Raw genomic sequence first — 19,219 nt, 5'->3', positions numbered from 1 at the left:
GGGTCGGCCTCCAGTCGGATCGGGCGGGAGCGCCCCCAGGATAGGGGTGCGTCCCGCCTGTCGGGACGTGCGGTCCGAGCGGTGGGCCCGGGGTACGCCGTCAGCCCAGGTCGAGCGCCAGCAGGTCGTCCTCCGTCTCGCGGCGGACCAGCACGCGGCTGCCGCCGTCCGTCACCGCGACCACCGGCGGGCGCGGCACGTGGTTGTAGTTGGACGCCATCGACCGCCCGTACGCCCCCGTCGCCGCGACGGCGAGCAGGTCCCCGGCGCGGACGTCGGCGGGCAGCTGCACCTCGTGCACCACGATGTCGCCGCTCTCGCAGTGCTTGCCGACGACCCGCGCCAGCACGGTCCCGGCGGTCGCGAGCCGGCCGACGACCTCCGCGTGGTAGGCCGCGCCGTACAGGGCAGGGCGGATGTTGTCGCTCATCCCGCCGTCGATGGACACGTACGTCCGGACGGTCCCGTCGTCGATCCGCACGGGTTTGACCGTGCCGACCGTGTAGAGCGTCAGGCCGGCGGGTCCGACGATCGCGCGGCCGGGCTCGATGGAGAACCGCGGCAGCGGGGTGCCGAGGTCGGTAGCGGTCGCCTGGACCGACGCGGCGACGTCCTTGGCGATCCGGTCGGGGTCGAGGGTGACCTCCCCCGGCAGGTACGCGATGCCGTAGCCGCCACCGAGGTCGACCTCGTCGACCAGCACGCCGGTCCGCTCCGCGAGCTGGGCGCGCAGGGTCAGCACCGCCCGGGCGGCGACCTCGAACCCCGACGGGTCCAGGATCTGCGAGCCGATGTGCGAGTGGATGCCGAGCAGCCGCAGCTCGGGCCGCGCGAGCACGGCGAGCAGGCCCTGCATGGCCGGCGGGTCCCCGTCCGGCGACGCGATAGAGAGGCCGAACTTCTGGTCCTCGTGGGCCGTCGAGATGTACTCGTGGCCGCCGGCGTGCACCCCGGTGGTGACGCGGACCATCACCGGCGCGGGGTCTCCGCCGCGGGCGGCGACCGCGTCGGCGACCCGCTCGATCTCCACCAGGGAGTCGACGATGATCCGGCCGACGCCCGCGTCGAGCGCACGCGCGATCTCGGAGTCGGACTTGTTGTTGCCGTGCAGGCCGATGTCCGCGCCCGGGATGCCGGCGCGCAGCGCGACCGCGAGCTCGCCGCCCGTGGCGGTGTCGACGCGCAGGCCCTCCTCGTGCACCCACCGGGCGACCGCGACGGACAGGAACGCCTTGCCCGCGTAGTACACGTCGACCCCGGCACCGATCTCCGCGAACGCCGCCTCGAAGGCGCGCCGATAGCCACGGGCGCGGGTGCGCAGGTCGGCCTCGTCGAGGACGTAGGCGGGGGTGCCGTGCTCGACGGCCAGTTCGCGCACGTCGACGCCCGCGACCTCGACGGCACCGTCGACCGTCCTGGCGACGCCCGTGGACCAGGGCTCGCCGGGGATCGTGGTGGTCACATCCGCTCCGGCGCGCTGACGCCCAGCAGCCCCAGACCGTTGGCCAGCACCTGGCGGGTGGCGTCGTTGAGCCAGAGGCGGGTGCGGTGCACGTCGCCGACCACCTCGTCGCCGAACGGCGCCACGCGTCGCTGGTCGTACCACTTGTGGTAGCTGCCCGCGAGCTCCTCCAGGTACCGCGCGACGCGGTGCGGCTCGCGCAGCTCGGCCGCCTGCGCGACGACCCGGGGGAACTCCGCGATGCGTCCGAGCAGCACGGACTCGCTCTCGTGGTCCAGCAGCGACGCGTCGAAGCCGTCCTCGCGGCGGACCCCCGCCTCGGCGGCGTTGCGACCGACGTTCACGGTGCGGGCGTGCGCGTACTGCACGTAGAAGACCGGGTTCTCGTTCTTCGCGCTGGACAGCAGGTCGAGGTCGAGGTCGATCATCGAGTCCGCCGACGAGCGGGCCAGGGCGTACCGGGCGGCGTCGACACCGACGGCGTCGACGAGGTCGTCGATGGTCACGACGGTGCCCGCGCGCTTGCTCATCCGCACCGGGGCGCCGTCCTTGACCAGGTTCACGAGCTGCCCGATGAGGATCTCCAGGTTCACGTGCGGCGTGTCCCCGAACGCGGCGCAGATCGCCATCATGCGGCCGATGTACCCGTGGTGGTCGGCGCCGAGCATGATGACGACGCGGTCGAAGCCGCGCTCCCGCTTGTCCAGGTAGTACGCGATGTCGCCCGCGATGTAGGCGGCCTCGCCGTTGGACCGGATGACCACGCGGTCTCGGTCGTCGCCGAACGTCGTGGTGCGCAGCCAGACGGCGCCGTCCGCCTCGAAGATGTGGCCGAGCTCCCGCAGGCGCTCGACGGCATGGTCCACGGCACCCGACTTGTGCAGCGAGTCCTCGTGGAAGTAGACGTCGAACTCGACGCCGAAGTCCTCGAGGGACTTGCGGATCTCCGCGAACATCAGGTCGACGCCGCGCGCCCGGAAGGCCTCGTTGGCCTCGTCGAACGGCAGGGTCCGCGGGTCGGTCTCGCCGGCGGCCAGCGCGTCGGCCACCACCTGCTCCGCGATCTCGGAGATGTAGTTCCCGCCGTACCCGTCCTCGGGTGCCGGCTGGCCCAGCGCCCGCGCCAGCAGCGAGCGGGAGAACCGGTCGATCTGCGCGCCGTGGTCGTTGAAGTAGTACTCGCGGGACACGGCGGCGCCCGACGCCTGGAGCACCCGCGCCAGGCTGTCGCCGACGGCCGCCCAGCGCACGCCGCCGATGTGCAGCGGTCCCGTCGGGTTGGCCGAGACGAACTCGAGGTTGAGCGCGACGCCGGCCAGCGTCTCGTTCTGCCCGTACTCGACACCCTGCTCGACCACGGAGCGGGCCAGCTCGCCTGCGGCTGCCGCGTCGAGCCGGATGTTGAGGAAGCCGGGACCGGCCACCTCGACGGTCGCGACACCGTCGGTCTGCGCGAGCCGCCGCGCGAGCTCCTCGGCGAACGCACGCGGGTTGGTGCCCGCCTTCTTGGCCAGCTGCATCGCCACGTTGGTGGCCCAGTCCCCGTGGTCGCGCTGGCGGGGTCGCTCGAGGTGCACGGTCGCGGGGATCGCGGCGGGGTCGAGAGCGAACGTGCCGTCGTCGACGGCGTGCACGAGGGCGGCCCGGAGGGCCTCGGAGAGCTGGGCGGGAGTCACCGGAGAAGGGTACCGAGCCCGGGAGAGCCCTTATGCAGCGGGCCCTGGGCGCATCTCAGCGCCGAGCATCGTTGGCCGGCAGGCGAACCAGCCCGCCACGAGCAGCAGCGCCACCAGGGCGAGCAGCACCAGCAACGGCTCATGCCATGAGCCGGTCGCACGGTGCAGGAAGCCGATGCCCACTGGCCCGACGACCGCGAGCGCGTACCCGAGCCCCTGCACCATCCCGGACAGCGCGGACGCGATGGCGGGGGTGCGCGACCGCAGGCCGATCAGCGCGAGCATGATCGGGAACGTCCCCGGCCCGATGCCCAGCAGGACCATCCACACCGCCGTCCCGTGCGCGGGCGAGAGCATCAGCCCGAGGAGGCCGGCCACCCAACACGCGACGAAGCCGACGACCAGCGGGTACGGGTTGCGCATCCGGGCAGTGAGGACCGGGGAGACGAGCGACGCCGGCAGCCCGAGGATCGCGAAGACCGCCAGCCACCGCCCACCGACGTCGGCGCCGAGGCCGGCGTCGGCCAGGATCTTCGGCAGCCACGCGAACAGCACGTACGTGCACGTGGTGTTGGCGAAGAACACCAGCACCAGCGCCCAGGCCAGCCGCGAGCGCCAGACGATCCGGCTCTCCGCCGCTCCTGATCGCACCAGCACCGCCGGACGGTCGGAGCCGCTTCGGTCCGGCGCGCGACGGACGAGGTTGCGCAGGTGTGAGCGCGCCGACACCGACTGGGCGATCACGACCACCCACGGCACCACGGCGGCGAACCCGAGGATCGCCCACATCCCCACCGACCAGCGCCAGCCGACGGCCTGCGCGGCGGGCAGCGCGACCAGCGGCGGCACCGCCGCGCTCACGGACATCGCCACCGAGTACGACGCGGTAACGGCCCCGATGCGGTCGGGGAAGTACCGCTTGACCAGCGGCGGGAGAAGCACGTTGCCCATGCCGAGGCCACCGAGGGCGATCACCGACCACCCGATGAACGCGGGCGCGCTGTCCGCCAGGGCGCGAAGCAGCTCACCCGTCATCGAGAGGAGCAGCGCGAGGATGATCGTCGGTTCGAGCCCGAGGCGGCGGGCGACCGGCGTGGCCAGCGATCCGAAGAGAGCGAACGACGCGACGGGGACGGTGCCGAGGAGTCCGGCCTGCGTGTCCGTCAGCGCGAAGTCCTGCCGCACCACCTCGATGATGGGCGAGACGGCGGCGACGGCGATGCGCAGGTTGAGGCCGACGAGCACGATGCCGGCGAGGACGACGATCCGGCCGCGCCACGGGGCGCGTGGCGGCACGCTGGACTGCACGTCTGAGCTCCTGATCCGGGCGGCGCGGCGGTCGGAATCATCCGTCCGGGGGTCTGGCGTGTGCCCGACTGCCAGTGTTGACTGCACCGCATGCCTCGGAACGGAGCCTAACCGGATGGTGCGACGGACCGGACTGATCGACACCGCGGTGGGCGAGCTCCGCGAACGGATCGAGACCGAGCAGTGGCCGGTGGGGACGCGCATCCCGCCGGAGCCCGCCCTGGTGGACCTGCTGGGCGTCGGACGCAACACCGTCCGCGAGGCCGTGCAGTCGCTGGTCCACGCGGGGCTGCTCGAGCGGCGGCAGGGGTCAGGCACCTACGTGCTGTCCCGCTCCGAGCTCGCGGTCACCATGGGCCGGCAGATCGCCGATGCACGTCAGCGTGACGTGGTCGAGGTCCGCCGCGCCCTCGAGGTCGAGGCCGCCCGGCTGGCTGCCCGGCGCCGCACGGCCGCCGACGCGTCCGCGATCGTGCAGCGTCGCGACGAACGAGCCGCCGCCTACCAGGCAGGCGACCTTGACGGGATGGTCGCCACCGACCTCGACCTGCACCGCGCGATCGTCCGTGCCACCGCCAACCCCCTGCTGGTGACCCTCTACGAGAACCTGCTCGACGCCATCGGCGAGAACATCCGGTTCAACTTCGTCACCGACGCGCACGGCCACGACGCGCACGACATCCTGGTCGAGGCGATCGTCGCCGGCGACGACGCCAAGGCCGGCGGCGAGACCGCCCGGTACCTGTCCGCACTGCTGGGCGAGTGATCCGCGGCTGGTAGTGTCGTGCACCGCATCGGCCCTCGGGTCGGTGAGCGGCCCGCGTAGCTCAGTGGATAGAGCGTCTGCCTCCGGAGCAGAAGGTCGAAGGTTCGAGTCCTTTCGCGGGCACCATCTGAACTCCTGGGCCCTGGCAGGTCATGCAGGCGGCGCAGGCGCAGGCCCACGGCCACGACGCCGCGGGCCCGGCAGCCCACCACCCTCGACGGCGTCGAGACCGTCACCGTCAGCGATGTCGGTCCGCGTTCGACGCTCTTGACACGGACACCGTCCGAGCCGAGCAGCAGAGCGCAACGCGAGCAGGGATCAGTCGTAGGCGCGCCAGCGCACGCCGTAGCGTCTGGACATCGTCGAGGTCCTCGAGCAGAACAGGTCGCCTGGTCGATCCTTGGCGACCTCGACGACATCACCCCGGCACTCGCTCACCGGCGAGCCGTCACCGGAAGCTCGAAGAGCCTTGAATGGGACGCTTCTCGTCGAACGTGCCCGAAGGAGACCTCATGACCGAACTTCCCCGCTTGGAGCGAGCAGGCACCCACACGCGGCTGATCGTGGACGGCTCACCGTTCTTCTGCCTGGGCGGCGAGCTGCGTAACTCCAGCGCCTCTGATCCCGTGCACATGGCACCCATCTGGCACGCGATCGGGAGGTCCGGCGTGAACTCGATCATCGCTCCCGTGGGATGGGACCAGGTGGAGCCGTCCGAGGGTGAGTTCGACTTCAACGTCGTCGACGAACTGCTCTCAGGTGCGCGCTCAGCCGGCGTCCGCCTCGTCCTCATCTGGTTCGGTGCGTACAAGAACGCCTTGTCCACCTATGCGCCGACGTGGGTTCGCCAGGACTCCGCCCGATTCGAGCGAGCCGACCGGGGACCGTCGCCCTTGCGGGCTCCGTTCACTTACTCGGGATCCATGCCTCGCCCCACGCTGTCGGTGTTCTCCCGGCCTCTGCGAGAAGCGGACGAGGCAGCCTATGGAGCCTTGATGAAGCACATCGCCCGGGTGGACGAGGATCACACCGTCATCATGATGCAGGTGGAGAACGAGGTAGGGCTCTTGGGATCGAGCCGCGACCGTTCCTCCGCCGCACAGCTCGCCTGGCTGTCGCCCGTTCCTGACGCCCTCGTCGAGGCCGTGGCGACCGCACCCGCCGCCTTCGACGACGACGTCGTCGATCTGTTCGGTCGCTCGCGCCCGGGCGGGGCATCGTGGCAGCAGCGATTCGGCGACGACGATCCGCTGGCCGATGAGGTCTTCATGGCGTGGGGGTTTGCCAGCTATGTCGGCGCCCTGGCGGCGAAGGGCAAGCGGATCAAGGCCTTACCTGCCTACGCGAACGCCTGGCTGGGGCCCCAGCCGGGTCAGGACATGCCGGGCCAATATCCCAGCGGCGGTCCGACTGCACGGATGAGCGGGGTGTGGCGCGTCGCCGGACCGGCGCTCGACTTCGTCTCCCCCGACATCTACATCGCCGACAGCGAGTCGGTCATGCGTGACTACACGTCTGGCATCAACCCGCTCTTCATCCCTGAGGCGCGTGTTCTGACCGGTGACGCCTTCCGCGCGTTCGGGGCATTCAACGCCATCGGTTATCACGTCTTCGGAATCGACGACGTCCGTGAAGAAAGTCAGCTCTACGACGCCTTCCGGCGACTCCTCGCACTCGCCCCGCAGGTCCTCGAAGCCCAGCGGGACGGTCGGGTGATGGGATTCGCGCTGGATTCGGGGACGGATGCTGCCACCGCACGGCTCGGGTCGACAACCGTGACGGTGCGGAGCGCACCGAAGCTCCTCACTGACATGCTGTTGGATGCGGGTGTCCGGCTGCCGGAGCCAGCCCCGCTTCCCGACGAGACTCTGCCGACCGCCCACGCTCCCTCTCCCGGAGACGCGCGTCCGTTCGGAATCGTCCTGCAAACCGGAGACCTCGAATACACCGCACTGGGACAGCAGGCGATGATCGACTTCAGTCGCGAGGAATCCTTGCTCGAGATCGACAGCCTGCGGGAGCTTCGTCTTCACGACGGCGCCTGGGTCGAGGGCCGCATCCTCAACGGAGACGAACGACTGATGATCCTCGGCCCAGACGGCGTGTCGGCCGTGAAGATCACGCTGATCGAGCGGTGAGTGGGCTCAGGCACGAGGTGGTGAACGCTGAGGCGTTCGACAACGTCGAGGTCCTCGAGCAGAACAGGTTGCTTGGTCGCTCGTGACCCTTGGGGACCTCGACGACATCACCCCGGCACTCGGCTCACCGGCGAGCCGTCCCCCCACCGGAAGTCCGAAGAGCCAGATCGAGCGAAGACGTCGAAGGCACGTTCTCCTCAACGGGCCTTAACTCTGGTACCCGCCTGCGCAGATCAGGCGTGAGGAACCAAGGAGCGGTGCGCGGATTGTGCGCGCGATTCCTGAGCACCGGCCGCAAGCCGAGAGAGCCTCAGCAATGACGCGATCGCGATCGGCGGCGGCGTGCTGGTGGCGCATGGCCATCGCAAATGTCGTGTGCCCGAGCCTGGCCATGAGCTCGGCGATGGTTGCGCCTGACGCAGCAGCACGAACGGCTCCGGTGTGGCGAAGCGCATGGAACGTGAGTCCGGAGGTCCTGCGGCGAGCTTTGTCCTGGCTGCTTCGAGCGACCCGGCACATCCAACGGTCCGACAGAGGCCATCAACGGACGGCTCGAGCACCTACGCGGACCCGCCCTCGGCTTTCGCAACCTCACCAACTACATCGCCAGATCCCTGCTCGAGACCCGGCGGCTTCAGACCCCGGCTACACCCTCGATCCTGAAGAGCCGGAAAGTGTCGCGCATGCCCCAGGGAATCGGGATCTCGTCGATCAGCGCGCCAGCGACCGTCCTCACCGGCCGACCGCTAGCCGCCTGTCACAGCAACTGGCCCGACGCAACGCGTCGGGCCAGAGTGCTAAGTGTGAGTCCTCAATCCTCGCGACGGCCACGCGGCCCGGCGCTCCGAGCAACCCAGATCAGTCCGACGCCCAGGACGAGAGCCAGCCCGACGGTCGCCATGCCCCGCGCCGGGTCTGATCCCGTTGCAGCGAGCTCCGACGCACCCGGGTCCGCGTCATCGGCGGCCACGACGTCCGACGAGTCCGAGGCCACAGGTGCAACCACGGCGGCGGGCAGCGCGGCCGGGTTGCTGGCCGGCACGACCACGGGGCACGTGATCGCCGACTGTCCCGCGATCGCGGCGTGGTCGACGTAGACGGCCGGGTGGTCGGCAAACACGGCGGGGTGCTCGACCGTGACAGCCGGGTGGTCGACGGTGACGGCCGGGTGGTCGACGAGCACGGCCGGGTGCTCGACGGTGACGGCCGGGTGCGTCACGGTGACGGCCGGGTGCGTCACGGTGACGGCCGGGTGCGTCACGGTGACGGCYGSGTGCGKCACGGTCACGGCCGGGTGGTCGATGGTGGTCGTCACCGCGGGAACGATGACCGTCTGCGTGACCGCCGGAACGAAGACCGTGTCGTAGACGGCGGGGTGGTCGATCGGCTCATCCCGCGCCGGCGTCACCACGACGACCTCGTCCCACCCGGCCGTCACGACCGTCTGACGGGTGACCTCGGTCAACGACCAGCCGGCGCCGCCGCTGCTCCAGGTGGCCGAGTTCTGCCACACCACGTTGCCGTTGCGGTGCAGGTATTGCCACTCTGTGGTCACGACCGCATCGTGGTGCACCGTGTTCGTCACCGCAGCGTGGTGCACGATCTCGGTCCACGCCGCCGTCACGAGGACGGAGTCGGTGTGCGCCGGGGTGATCTCGACGACTTCGGTGTGCTCGGGCGTGAGCACTACCGTCTCCGTCCACGCAGGGGTGACCGTCTGGACCCAGGCCGGCTCGATGACCTCGACGTACTCCGGAGTAACCGTCTCGGTCCACGCGGCCGTCACCATCTCGGTCCACGCGGCAGCTACTGTCTCCGTCCACGCGGCAGCTACCGTCTCCGTCCACGCAGCCGTGATGGTCTCCGACCACGCGGGAACGGTCTCCTGGGTCCACCCCGGCGTGACCGTCTCGGTCCACGCCGCGGTCACTTCCTGCGACCACGCGGGCGTCACGAGCTCCGTCCACGCCGCGACAGTCGGAACGGCGTCCTGCGCGACGCAAGACGGCGCCTCGACGGCAAGGGTGGCAGCGCCAGCCGAACCAACAACAGACGAAGACATGATTGCGATTGCGACAAGTGGCAGCAGGGCCATGGGAACTCCAGGGAATCTTGAGGTAGGAAATGGTGGCGCCGGGCGACCGGCGCGTTTAAGCCATCGCTTTGCGCAGAGCGCCATACTAGAATGCCCGAAGAGATCGTGACGCGGCCGACCGGATGAAATTCTGGCCTGGCTCGCACAAGCGCTCGACACCTGTATCGAAATGTTCCTGATCATCCGTTTTCTCGGGGACTGGGGACTCACCCGGGGCGCTGTGTGGGTGGTGGTATCCAACGCATCGGTCTCCGTTCCGCAGACCGGGACTCCTATCGCCGTCACCCGATCGGCTCTGTGGCTTGATCCGTGCGGGCTGAGCCGATGGCTGGCCGCCTCGGGCGGGGAGGCGCCCCGCCGGGCCGAACTCGGCCCGCGCGACGGCCTCGCGATCACGGCAGAGGCCCCTCAAGGAAAGTGTTAGTTCTCCGTATCTAGAGTCCCATCTACGGGGCTTTGGCACGCTGCGGCATTGACCCTTAATTGGATCTGACTGCAGATCCCGGTCTCCTCGCTGCCTGGCGTCGAGCACCTTTCCCCTGCAAATGACAATGCGACGACTCTCGGCAATCGCTGGCGCGTACGGAGAGCCCCGCGCTTTCCGCGGCGGGTGGTCGACGCGCCGACGTCGCCGGTCGCCACCCCCCCTGCTCACGCGGCGGGCCGGTCGACGTGGTCGTGGCGATGATTCGTTCGAAGTCCTCGCGGACGGTCGCGGTCTCGCCGAGCACTCAACCTTCTGGCGCTGGTCGGCGCGGTCGGTCGTCTCTCCGGCACGGCCCATCACGTCTCGAAGATGTACCCCATGCCCGGCTGCGTGATGATGTGCCGCGGATGCGCCGGGTCCTGCTCGAGCTTGCGACGGAGCAGGGCCGAGTAGACGCGCAGGTAGTGGGTCTCGTCGGAGTACCCCGGACCCCAGACCTCCTGGAGCAGCTGGCGGCGACCCACGAGCCGGCCACGGTTGCGCACCAGGACCTCGAGCATCGACCATTCCGTGGGGCTGAGTCGCACCTCGGCCCCGTCCCGCAGCACGCGCCGGCGCGCGAGGTCGACACTCAGTGCTCCTGCGGTGACGACCGCGTCCTCGGTGTCGGTCTGGACGGACGCCCGCCGGACCGCGGCGCGCAGGCGGGCGAGGAGCTCGTTCATGGCGAACGGCTTGGTCACGTAGTCGTCGGCCCCCGCGTCGAGGGCGTCGACCTTGTCCTCGCCGTGCTGGCGAGCCGACAGGACCACGATCGGCACGTGGCTCCACCCGCGGATCGCGGTGATGACGTCGAGCCCGCTCATGTCCGGCAGGCCGAGGTCGAGCAGCACGACATCGGGAGCGTGCGACGCCGCAGCGGAGATCGCCGAGGCTCCGTCCCCGGCGGTCGTGACCTCCCAGCCGGTGGCGCGGAGGGTGATGGACAGGGCGTGGGCGAGCCCGGGCTCGTCGTCGACGACCAGGATCTTGTGGCCGGCCATCACGCGGCCGATCCCGCGAGCGGGACGGTCACCAGCATCGTCAGGCCGCCGCCGGGGGTGTCCTCCACCCTCAGCTCGGCGCCGACAGCGGTCGAGAGCCCGTCGGCGACCGCCAGCCCGAGACCCAGGCCGGTCCCGCTGGTGTCGCCCAGCCGCTGGAACGCGTCGAACATGTGCTCCTTGACGTCGTCAGGGACACCCGGACCGTCGTCGACCACGCGCACGACGACGTCGTTGCCCACGACCGCCGACCCCACGACCACGGGGCTCCCGGCCTTCGCGTGCCGCACGGCGTTGGAGACCAGGTTGGCGACGACGCGCTCCAGGAGCCCCGGGTCGGTGTGCACGAGCGGGAGGTCGTCCGGCACGTCCAGCACCACGGCGCCCGGCGGGTAGCCCTCGACCGCGAAGGGCACGATCTCGTCGAGACTCGTCGCCCGCAGCACGGGTCGGACGCTACCCGTCTGCAGCCGGGACAGGTCGAGCAGGTTGTCGATGAGCCGCTCGAGGCGCGCGGTGGACTCCTCGAGGGTGCCGACGAGGGCCGCGCGGTCGGCGTCGTCGAGGTCCAGGTTCGTGGCCGTCAGCCCGTCGACCGAGGCGCGGATGGTCGCTAGCGGCGTGCGCAGGTCGTGCGAGACGGCCGCCAGCAGGGCGGTGCGGGTGGCGTCGGCCTGGCCAAGGATGCGCGCCTGCTCGGCCTGGGCACGCAGACGCTCCTGCTCCAGCACGATCCCGACCTGGGACGCGAACGCCTCCAGCACCCGGCGGTCGCTCGCCGGGAGCACACGACCGGTCAGCGCGAGCACCCGCTCGTCGTCGACCACGAGGACGACCTGGGCCGCGTCCGGGTCGAGAGCGGGGTCGACGCCGTCCGTCGCCAGGACCTCCCAGCCGGTCTCGTTCCTCGCGAGCAGCGAGACCGCCCCCAGCGTGAACGTCTCGCGCAGCCGGGCGACCAGCGCGGCGGCCGTGTCCTCACCCGACAGCACCGACCGGGAGATGGCGGCGAGGGCGGACGCCTCGGCACGCGCACGGAACGCCTCGGTCGTCCGCCGCGCCGCCAGGTCCACCACGGAGGCGACCCCTGCCGCCACCAGCACGAACACCCCCAGCGCGAGGGCGTTCTCGGGCTCGGCGATCGTCAGCATCCCGGTGGGCTGCGTGAAGAACCAGTTGAGCAGCAGGAAGCCGACGACGGCGCTGACGATCGCGGGCCACAGCCCACCGATGAGCGCGACCAGCACGGTGAGCGCCAGGAAGAGCATGAGCTCGGTGGGCAGGCCCACGAGCTCTCGCATGCTGCTCAGCAGAACCGTGAGCAGCACCGGCCCGAGCAGGGCGACCGACCAGCCCACTGTCCGGCGAGGCCCCGACAGCGCGGAGCGCCGGCCGATCCGGCGGCTGCCCGCGCGTGCGCGCTCGTGGGTCACCAGGTGCACGTCGATCATCCCGGCCAGCCGCGCGATCTCGGTGCCGTTGCTCTCCCGGACGGCCTCCTTCCATCGACTGCGGCGGGAGACCCCGACGACGATCATCGTGGCGTTCACCCCGCGGGCGAAGTCGACGACGGCGCTCGGGACGTCCTCGCCGACGACCGTGTGGAACGTCCCGCCGAGCGACTCGACCAGCGCGCGCTGCCCGGCGATCCGCGCGGGCGGGGCGCTGGGCAGCCCGTCAGTGGCCAGCACGTGCACGGCGAGGAGCTCCGATCCCGCGGCGCGCTGCGCGATCCGCGCCCCACGCCGCAGCAGCGTGTCCCCCTCGGGTCCGCCCGTGACCGCGACGACGACGCGCTCGCGGGCGGGCCACGGCGACTCGATCCGGTGGTCGCGACGGTAGGTGGTCAGCGCGTCGTCGACCCGGTCCGCCAGCCACAGCAGTGCCAGCTCGCGCAGCGCGGTCAGGTTCCCGACCCGGAAGTACTGCGTCAGGGAGGCGTCGATCTGCTCGGCGCGGTACACGTTGCCGTGCGCGAGCCGGCGCCGTAGGGCGTCCGGCGCGAGGTCGACCAGCTGGATCTGGTCCGCGTCGCGCACCACGTGGTCGGGAACCGTCTCGCGCTGCTTGACGCCGGTGATCGCCTCGACGTCGTCGTTCAGCGACTCCAGGTGCTGCACGTTCACGGTCGTCACCACGTCGATGCCGGCCGCGAGGAGGTCGTGCACGTCCTGCCACCGCTTGGCGTGCGCGCTCCCGGGCACGTTGGTGTGCGCCAGCTCGTCGACCATCACCACCTGAGGCGACCGGGCGAGCACCGCCGGCACGTCCAGCTCGGTGAACTCGCTCCCGCGATGGGTCAGGACCTGTCGCGGCAGGACTTCGAGGCCCTCGAGCAGCGCCGCCGTCGCGAGCCTGCCGTGGTCCTCGACGAAGCCGACCACGACGTCGGTCCCGCGGGAGAGGCGGCGGTGGGCCTCGTCGAGCATCGCGTACGTCTTCCCGACGCCGGGAGCGGCGCCGAGGTAGACGGTCAGCCGCCCTCGGCCTGCGCGGCCCGGCGCGGGGCCGCCCTCGCTGGGTCGGGTCATGAGCCCATTGTGTGCAGCGCCAGGTTCAGGCGGAGCACGTTCACCCGGGGCTCGCCGAGGACGCCGAGGTCACGGCCGATCGTGGCGTCGTCGACGAGTGCCCGGACGTCGTCCGTCGAGAGCCCCCGCTCCCGCGCGACGCGGGCGACCTGGACCCGTGCGTACTCCGGCGAGATGTCGGGGTCCAGGCCGGAGGCCGACGCGGTGAGCGCGTCGACCGGCACGTCGGCTTGGTCGATGCCCTCCTGCTCGACCACGGCCGAGCGGCGCTCGGCGACCGCGGCCAGGAGGCTCTCGTTGAGCGGGCCCAGGTTGGAGCCTGCCGACGCCAGGGTGTCGTACCCGTCGCCGGCGGCCGACGGGCGCGGGTGGAACCACTGCGGACCGTCGAAGCGCTGCCCGATCAGCAGCGAACCCACGGCGTCGTCGCGCGACGTCACGCGCTCCCCGGTCGACGAGACGAGAGACCCGTGCGCCTGCCACGGGAACGCGATCTGCGCGATGCCGGTGACCGCGAGGGGGTAGGCGAACCCGAGGACGACCGTGAGCACGAGCAGCACCCGCAGGCCTGCCCAGGTCTGGCGGACGAAGGCGACGGTGTCGGAGCCGGCGGAGTACCTCGGCCGGGAGCGCGGACGGGTCGCGGTCATCAGGACATCCCCAGGGCAGTGACGAGCAGGTCGACGAGCTTGATCCCGACGAACGGGGCGACGACGCCGCCCAGCCCGTAGACCAGGAGGTTGCGGCGCAGCAGGGCGCTGGCCGACGACGGCGTGTAGCGCACCCCGCGCAGGGCCAGCGGGAGCAGCGCGACGATGATCAGCGCGTTGAATACGACGGCCGAGAGGATGGCCGACTGCGGGCTGGTCAGGTGCATGACGTTGAGCACGTCGAGCTGCGGGAACGCGACGACGAACATCGCGGGCAGGATCGCGAAGTACTTGGCGACGTCGTTCGCGACCGAGAACGTCGTCAGCGCCCCGCGCGTGATGAGCAGCTGCTTGCCGATCTCGACGATCTCCAACAGCTTGGTCGGGTTCGAGTCGAGGTCGATCATGTTGCCGGCCTCCTTCGCCGCGGTCGTCCCCGTGTTCATCGCGACACCGACGTCCGCCTGGGCCAGCGCGGGGGCGTCGTTCGTCCCGTCGCCGGCCATCGCGACCAGCCGCCCGCCCGCCTGCTCGCGGCGGATCAGGGCGAGCTTGTCCTCCGGCGTGGCCTCGGCGAGCACGTCGTCCACGCCCGCCTCGTCGCCGATGGCCTTCGCGGTCAGCGGGTTGTCGCCCGTGACCATCACGGTCCGGATGCCCATCGCCCGCAGGGCGTCGAACCGTTCGCGCATGCCCTCCTTCACCACGTCCTTGAGGTGGATCACCCCGAGGACGCGTGCCGGACCGTCGCCGAGCTGTTCCGCGACGACGAGGGGCGTGCCGCCCGACGCGGAGATCGCGTCGACCGTCGCCGAGACGTCGTCGCCCGCATGCCCGCCCGTGGACCGGACCCAGTGGGTGACCGCCGCGGCAGCGCCCTTGCGGACCCGCCGCGTGGGCAGGTCGACGCCGCTCATCCGGGTCCGCGCCTGGAACGGCACCAGCTCGGCGCCGACGAGGTCACCCTCGGGTCGCTCACGGAGCCCGAACCGCTCCTTGACCAGCACTAGGACGGAGCGACCCTCGGGGGTCTCGTCCGCCATCGACGACAGCTGGGCCGCGTCCGCGAGCGCCGTCGGGTCGACGCCCGACGCCGGGAGCAGGTCGGCCGCCTGGCGGTTGCCGAGCGTGATGGTGCCCGTCTTGTCGAGCAGCAGCACGTCCACGTCGCCGGCCGCCTCGACCGCGCGGCCCGACATGGCGAGCACGTTGCGGCGGACCAGCCGGTCCATGCCCGCGATGCCGATCGCGGACAGCAGGGCGCCGATCGTCGTCGGGATCAGGCAGACCAGCAGCGCGACCAGCACGATCAGGGTCTGCGGCGCGCCCGAGTACGTGGCGAACGGCTGCAGCGTGACGACCGCCAGCAGGAACACGATCGTCAGCGTCGTGAGCAGCACGTTGAGCGCGACCTCGTTCGGCGTCTTCTGCCGCTCCGAGCCCTCGACCAGCGCGATCATGCGGTCGACGAAGGTCTGACCGGCGGGCGCCGTGATCCGCACGACGATCCGGTCCGACAGCACGACCGTGCCCCCGGTGACCGCCGACCGGTCCCCGCCGGACTCCCGGATGACGGGGGCGGACTCGCCGGTGATCGCGGACTCGTCGACGCTCGCGACTCCCTCGATCACGTCCCCGTCGCCGGGGATGGTCTCCCCCGCGACGACGACCACGACGTCCCCGACCCGCAGCGACGAGGAGGGCACCTCGATGGTGCCGGACCCCACGACCTTGCGGGCCGTCGTCTCGGCCTGCGTGGCACGCAGGCTCGCCGCCTGCGCCTTGCCCCGGCCTTCGGCGACGGACTCCGCGAGCGTCGCGAAGACGACCGTGAGCCACAACCAGACCGTGATCGACCAGGCGAACGCGCTCGGCTCGACGACCGCGAGCACCGTGGTGAACGCCGCGCCGACCTCGACCACGAACATGACCGGTGAGCTCCAGAGCCTGCGCGGGTCCAGCCCCCGCAGGGCACCGGGTACGGCCGCGGCGAGCTGTCGGGGGGACAGCGTCGTCGGCGCCGCCGGGACCGTGTGCGGCGCGGTCGGCTTCTCGAGAAGGGGGGTGCTCATGACAGGGACTCCACGACGGGACCGAGGGACAGGACGGGGACGAACGTGAGGCCGACGACGACGAGGGTCACGGTCACCAGGAGGCCGACGAACAGCGGCGTGTGCGTCGGCAGCGTGCCGGCGCTCTCGGGCACCTTCCGACTGCTCGCGAGCCGGCCGGCCAGCGCCAGCACGAGCGCGATCGGGACGAACCTGCCGACGAGCATCGCGAGGCCGAGGAGGGTGTTGTAGAACGGCGTGCCCGCGGTGAGCCCGGCGAACGCGGAGCCGTTGTTGTTCCCGGCGGACGCGAAGGCGTAGACGATCTCGGAGAGCCCGTGCGGGCCGCCCTGCAGCTGCCCCTCGAGGCCTGCGGGGACGGAGACGGCGACGGCGGAGCCGATCAGGACGACCGCGGGCATCGTCAGCACGTACAGCGCGACGAGCGTGATCTCCTCCCGGCCGATCTTCTTGCCGAGGTACTCGGGCGTCCGCCCCACCATCAGCCCGGCCAGGAACACCGCGACGACGATCAGGACGACCATCCCGTACAGGCCGCTGCCGACGCCGCCCGGGGACACCTCGCCCAGCAGCATCCCGACCAGGGCGACGCCGCCGCCCTGCGCGGTCAGGGAGTCGTGCATGGAGTTGACCGCCCCGGTCGACGTCATCGTCGTCGACGCCGCGAACAGGGCCGACGCCGCTTCGCCGAACCGCACCTCCTTGCCCTCCATCGCCCCTCCGGCCGCCACCGGCACGAGGCCCGGTCCGGCCATCTCGGCCCAGGTGAGCAGGCCGACGGCGGCGACCCACAGGGTCGACATCGCGGCGAGGATCGCCCAGCCCTGGCGGCGGTCGCCGACCATGCGGCCGAACATGCGCGGCAGGCTGAACGGGATCAGCAGCAGCAGGACGACCTCGAGGGCGTTGGTCCACGGGGTCGGGTTCTCGAACGGGTGCGCGGAGTTGGCGTTGAAGAAGCCGCCGCCGTTGGTGCCCAGCTCCTTGATCGCCTCCTGGGACGCCACCGGCCCGCCGAGCACCGCCTGCGTCCCGCCGGCCAGCGTGGTGATCTGCGAGTGCGCGCCGAGGTTCTGGATCACCCCGGCGGCGACCAGGGCGAGAGCCGCCACGAACGCCAGCGGGAGCAGCACGCGCACGGTGCCCCGGACGAGGTCGGCCCAGAAGTTGCCGATGCGGCCGTCGGTGCCGGACCGCGCGAACCCGCGGGCGAGCGCCGCGACCACGGCGAGCCCCACGGCCGCGGACACGAAGTTCTGAACCGCGAGCCCGGCCATCTGGAACAGGTGCCCCGCAGCGGCCTCCCCGGAGTACCACTGCCAGTTCGTGTTGGTGACGAACGAGACCGCGGTGTTCCAGGCGCCCGCGGGGTCGAGCGATTCCGTGCCGAGGGACAGGGGCAGCGCGGCCTGCAGCCTGCCGAGGCCGAACAGCACCAGGACCGACGCCAGGGAGAACCCCAGGAGCGAGAGCAGGTAGGTGCTCCACCGCTGCTCGGCGTCGGGGTCGACCCGCATGATCCGGTACCCCGCGCGTTCGACGGCCAGGTGGGTGGTCGCGGTCATCGTGCGGAACAGGTAGTCACCGAGGGGCCGGTGCGCGGCGGCCAGGACCAGCACGACGATCCCGACCTGGCCGATCGCGGTCCACGTGGCGCTCATCGGACCTTGTCCGAGCGCAGCAGCTGGACCACCAGGTAGAGGAGGAGCGCGCCGGCCACGACCAGGCCCGTGACGTCCAGCCCGCTCATGATCGGTCCGCCCTGCGGGCGAGCAGCGCGACGGTGGCGAAGAAGGCCACGGTCAGCGCGAGGAAGGCCACGTCGGCCATGTGTCTCACAGTGCTTTCGACGACGGTCGGGGCGCCTGCTTGGGGCCACCGGCGGCCCTCTCACCAGGACCGCAACCGCAGGTCTACGCCTCCCCGCACCGCCGGAGGGCCGGCCTTGATGGAACCTTGACGGGCCCGAGCGAGGTCTTAGCGCAACGTTGTCGGTACCGCGCCCGTGCGCAGTCGCGTCGGCGCCAGGTGGCGGAGGTGAACGGGGTCGAGCGCGACGTGGATGCTGTCGCCGCTCGCCGTTCGACGGGCTCCTCGCCCTCAGGCGCCGGTCGAGGCGACCGCCAGCTCCGCCGCGGTCGGCGGCACCGCCCCCAGCCGGGCGATGGTCAGAGCCGCGGCACGCACGGAACGGACGAGCACCTGCTCCACCACCGGGGCGCCTGACCGTAGCCAGCGCATGCTCACGTCCGCGTCCCAGCTCAGGGCGGTGTCGATGAGGCTCGACATGAAGGCGTCGCCGGCACCGCCCACCTCGTCGGCGTAGAGGACCGGGACGGCGGGCACGTCGACGATGCCGCGGGCCGTGACTGCCGTAGCACCGCGCGCACCGCGGGTGAGGACCACGAGGTCGGGACCGCGAGCCACCCAGTCACGCAGCACGTCGAGCGCCGGGACGTCCGGGTGGAGGAAGGCCAGGTCGGCCTCGCTCGTCTTGACGATCCCGGCGAGCTGGACGAAGTCGTCGGTCCGACGGACGGCCGCCTCCCTCGACGTGACGAGCGCGGGCTCGACCTTGGCGTCGAACGTCACGAGGGACCGGCCGTGCGCCTGCTCGACCAGGTCCAGGACGGTGCTCGCGCCCGGTTCCACGTAGGCCGCGAGCGACCCGGCGTGGACGCAGCGGGCATCGAAGGTCCCCGTGGCGGGCGAGGGCGCCCAGTCGATCCGGAAGTCGCGCGACGCCGAGCCGTCGAACCGCACGACGGCCCGCTGGACGGACGAGGCGACCGCGCCGAACGACGAGCCGGACAGCTCCACGCCCTCGTCGGTCAGGTACGCCGCGATCTCCTCACCGCGCTCGTCCTGCCCGAGCGCCGTGTGGAGCACGACGTCCCGCCCGAGCCTCGCCAGGCCGACGGCCACGTTGCCGGCGCTCCCGCCGACGCGCTCGCGGATGGTCATGCCGTCGTCGCGGAGGTCCATCAGGGCCTCGCCGACGACCAGCACATCGTGTGGTCTCATCATCTGTTCCTCGATCCGGGGGGAGGC

At 71.4% G+C, this 19,219-nt stretch carries 12 protein-coding genes, 1 tRNA gene and 1 pseudogene; 4 read left to right on the top strand and 10 right to left on the bottom strand.

Features of this window, described 5'->3' with window-relative positions:
• Positions 1-100: 100 nt before the first annotated feature.
• The 3 genes from lysA to ASG23_RS04115 are packed head-to-tail and all read right to left on the bottom strand — an operon-like array spanning position 101 to position 4,446.
• A complete protein-coding gene (gene lysA, locus ASG23_RS04125; protein WP_056020367.1) occupies positions 101-1,462 on the bottom strand; it encodes a diaminopimelate decarboxylase in 1,362 nt (453 codons plus the stop codon).
• Positions 1,459-3,138, bottom strand: coding sequence for an arginine--tRNA ligase (gene argS, locus ASG23_RS04120; protein ID WP_056020362.1), 1,680 nt, complete (start codon positions 3,136-3,138; stop codon positions 1,459-1,461). Before argS ends, lysA begins: the two co-directional genes overlap by 4 nt.
• 30 nt (positions 3,139-3,168) lie before the next feature.
• On the bottom strand, positions 3,169-4,446 hold the full coding sequence (locus ASG23_RS04115; RefSeq protein WP_235520838.1) for an MFS transporter: 1,278 nt from the start codon (positions 4,444-4,446) through the stop codon (positions 3,169-3,171).
• A gap of 115 nt (positions 4,447-4,561) precedes the next feature.
• Between ASG23_RS04115 and ASG23_RS04110 the strand changes: the two genes are divergently transcribed.
• From ASG23_RS04110 to ASG23_RS19415, 4 genes and pseudogenes are all read left to right on the top strand, one after another.
• Positions 4,562-5,212, top strand: a complete 651-nt coding sequence (locus ASG23_RS04110; protein ID WP_056020359.1) for a FadR/GntR family transcriptional regulator — start codon at positions 4,562-4,564, stop codon at positions 5,210-5,212.
• Between the two features lie 50 nt (positions 5,213-5,262).
• A tRNA-Arg gene (locus ASG23_RS04105) sits at positions 5,263-5,338 on the top strand.
• Positions 5,339-5,724: 386 nt separating this feature from the next.
• Positions 5,725-7,350, top strand: coding sequence for a DUF5597 domain-containing protein (locus ASG23_RS04100; protein ID WP_056020356.1), 1,626 nt, complete (start codon positions 5,725-5,727; stop codon positions 7,348-7,350).
• 500 nt (positions 7,351-7,850) lie between these two features.
• A pseudogene (locus ASG23_RS19415) lies at positions 7,851-8,013 on the top strand (transposase); the annotation flags it as partial.
• Positions 8,014-8,161: 148 nt separating this feature from the next.
• Here ASG23_RS19415 and ASG23_RS04095 read toward each other — a convergent pair.
• The 7 genes from ASG23_RS04095 to ASG23_RS04065 all read right to left on the bottom strand — a co-directional run bounded on the left by ASG23_RS04095 (position 8,162) and on the right by ASG23_RS04065 (position 19,192).
• Positions 8,162-9,304, bottom strand: a complete 1,143-nt coding sequence (locus ASG23_RS04095) for a hypothetical protein (protein WP_056020353.1) — start codon at positions 9,302-9,304, stop codon at positions 8,162-8,164.
• A 924-nt stretch (positions 9,305-10,228) separates the two neighbouring features.
• A complete protein-coding gene (locus ASG23_RS04090) occupies positions 10,229-10,915 on the bottom strand; it encodes a response regulator (RefSeq protein WP_056020818.1) in 687 nt (228 codons plus the stop codon).
• On the bottom strand, positions 10,915-13,446 hold the full coding sequence (locus ASG23_RS04085) for a DUF4118 domain-containing protein (protein WP_056020350.1): 2,532 nt from the start codon (positions 13,444-13,446) through the stop codon (positions 10,915-10,917). Before ASG23_RS04085 ends, ASG23_RS04090 begins: the two co-directional genes overlap by 1 nt.
• Entirely contained in the window at positions 13,443-14,096 is a 654-nt protein-coding gene (gene kdpC / locus ASG23_RS04080) for a potassium-transporting ATPase subunit KdpC (protein WP_082515754.1), read from the bottom strand. Before kdpC ends, ASG23_RS04085 begins: the two co-directional genes overlap by 4 nt.
• Entirely contained in the window at positions 14,096-16,168 is a 2,073-nt protein-coding gene (kdpB, locus tag ASG23_RS04075) for a potassium-transporting ATPase subunit KdpB (RefSeq protein WP_056020347.1), read from the bottom strand. The genes kdpC and kdpB overlap by 1 nt, the downstream gene beginning before the upstream one ends.
• A complete protein-coding gene (kdpA, locus tag ASG23_RS04070; RefSeq protein WP_056020344.1) occupies positions 16,165-17,829 on the bottom strand; it encodes a potassium-transporting ATPase subunit KdpA in 1,665 nt (554 codons plus the stop codon). Before kdpA ends, kdpB begins: the two co-directional genes overlap by 4 nt.
• Before the next feature lie 439 nt (positions 17,830-18,268).
• Complete coding sequence (locus tag ASG23_RS04065; protein ID WP_162242658.1) at positions 18,269-19,192, bottom strand: PfkB family carbohydrate kinase; 924 nt, start codon at positions 19,190-19,192, stop codon at positions 18,269-18,271.
• Positions 19,193-19,219 lie beyond the last annotated feature (27 nt).

It is taken from the genome of Cellulomonas sp. Leaf395 (genome assembly GCF_001424125.1).
GTDB lineage: Bacteria > Actinomycetota > Actinomycetes > Actinomycetales > Cellulomonadaceae > Cellulomonas.
Note: the sequence above shows the minus strand (reverse complement) of the source record. Positions and strands in the feature narration are given on the sequence as shown.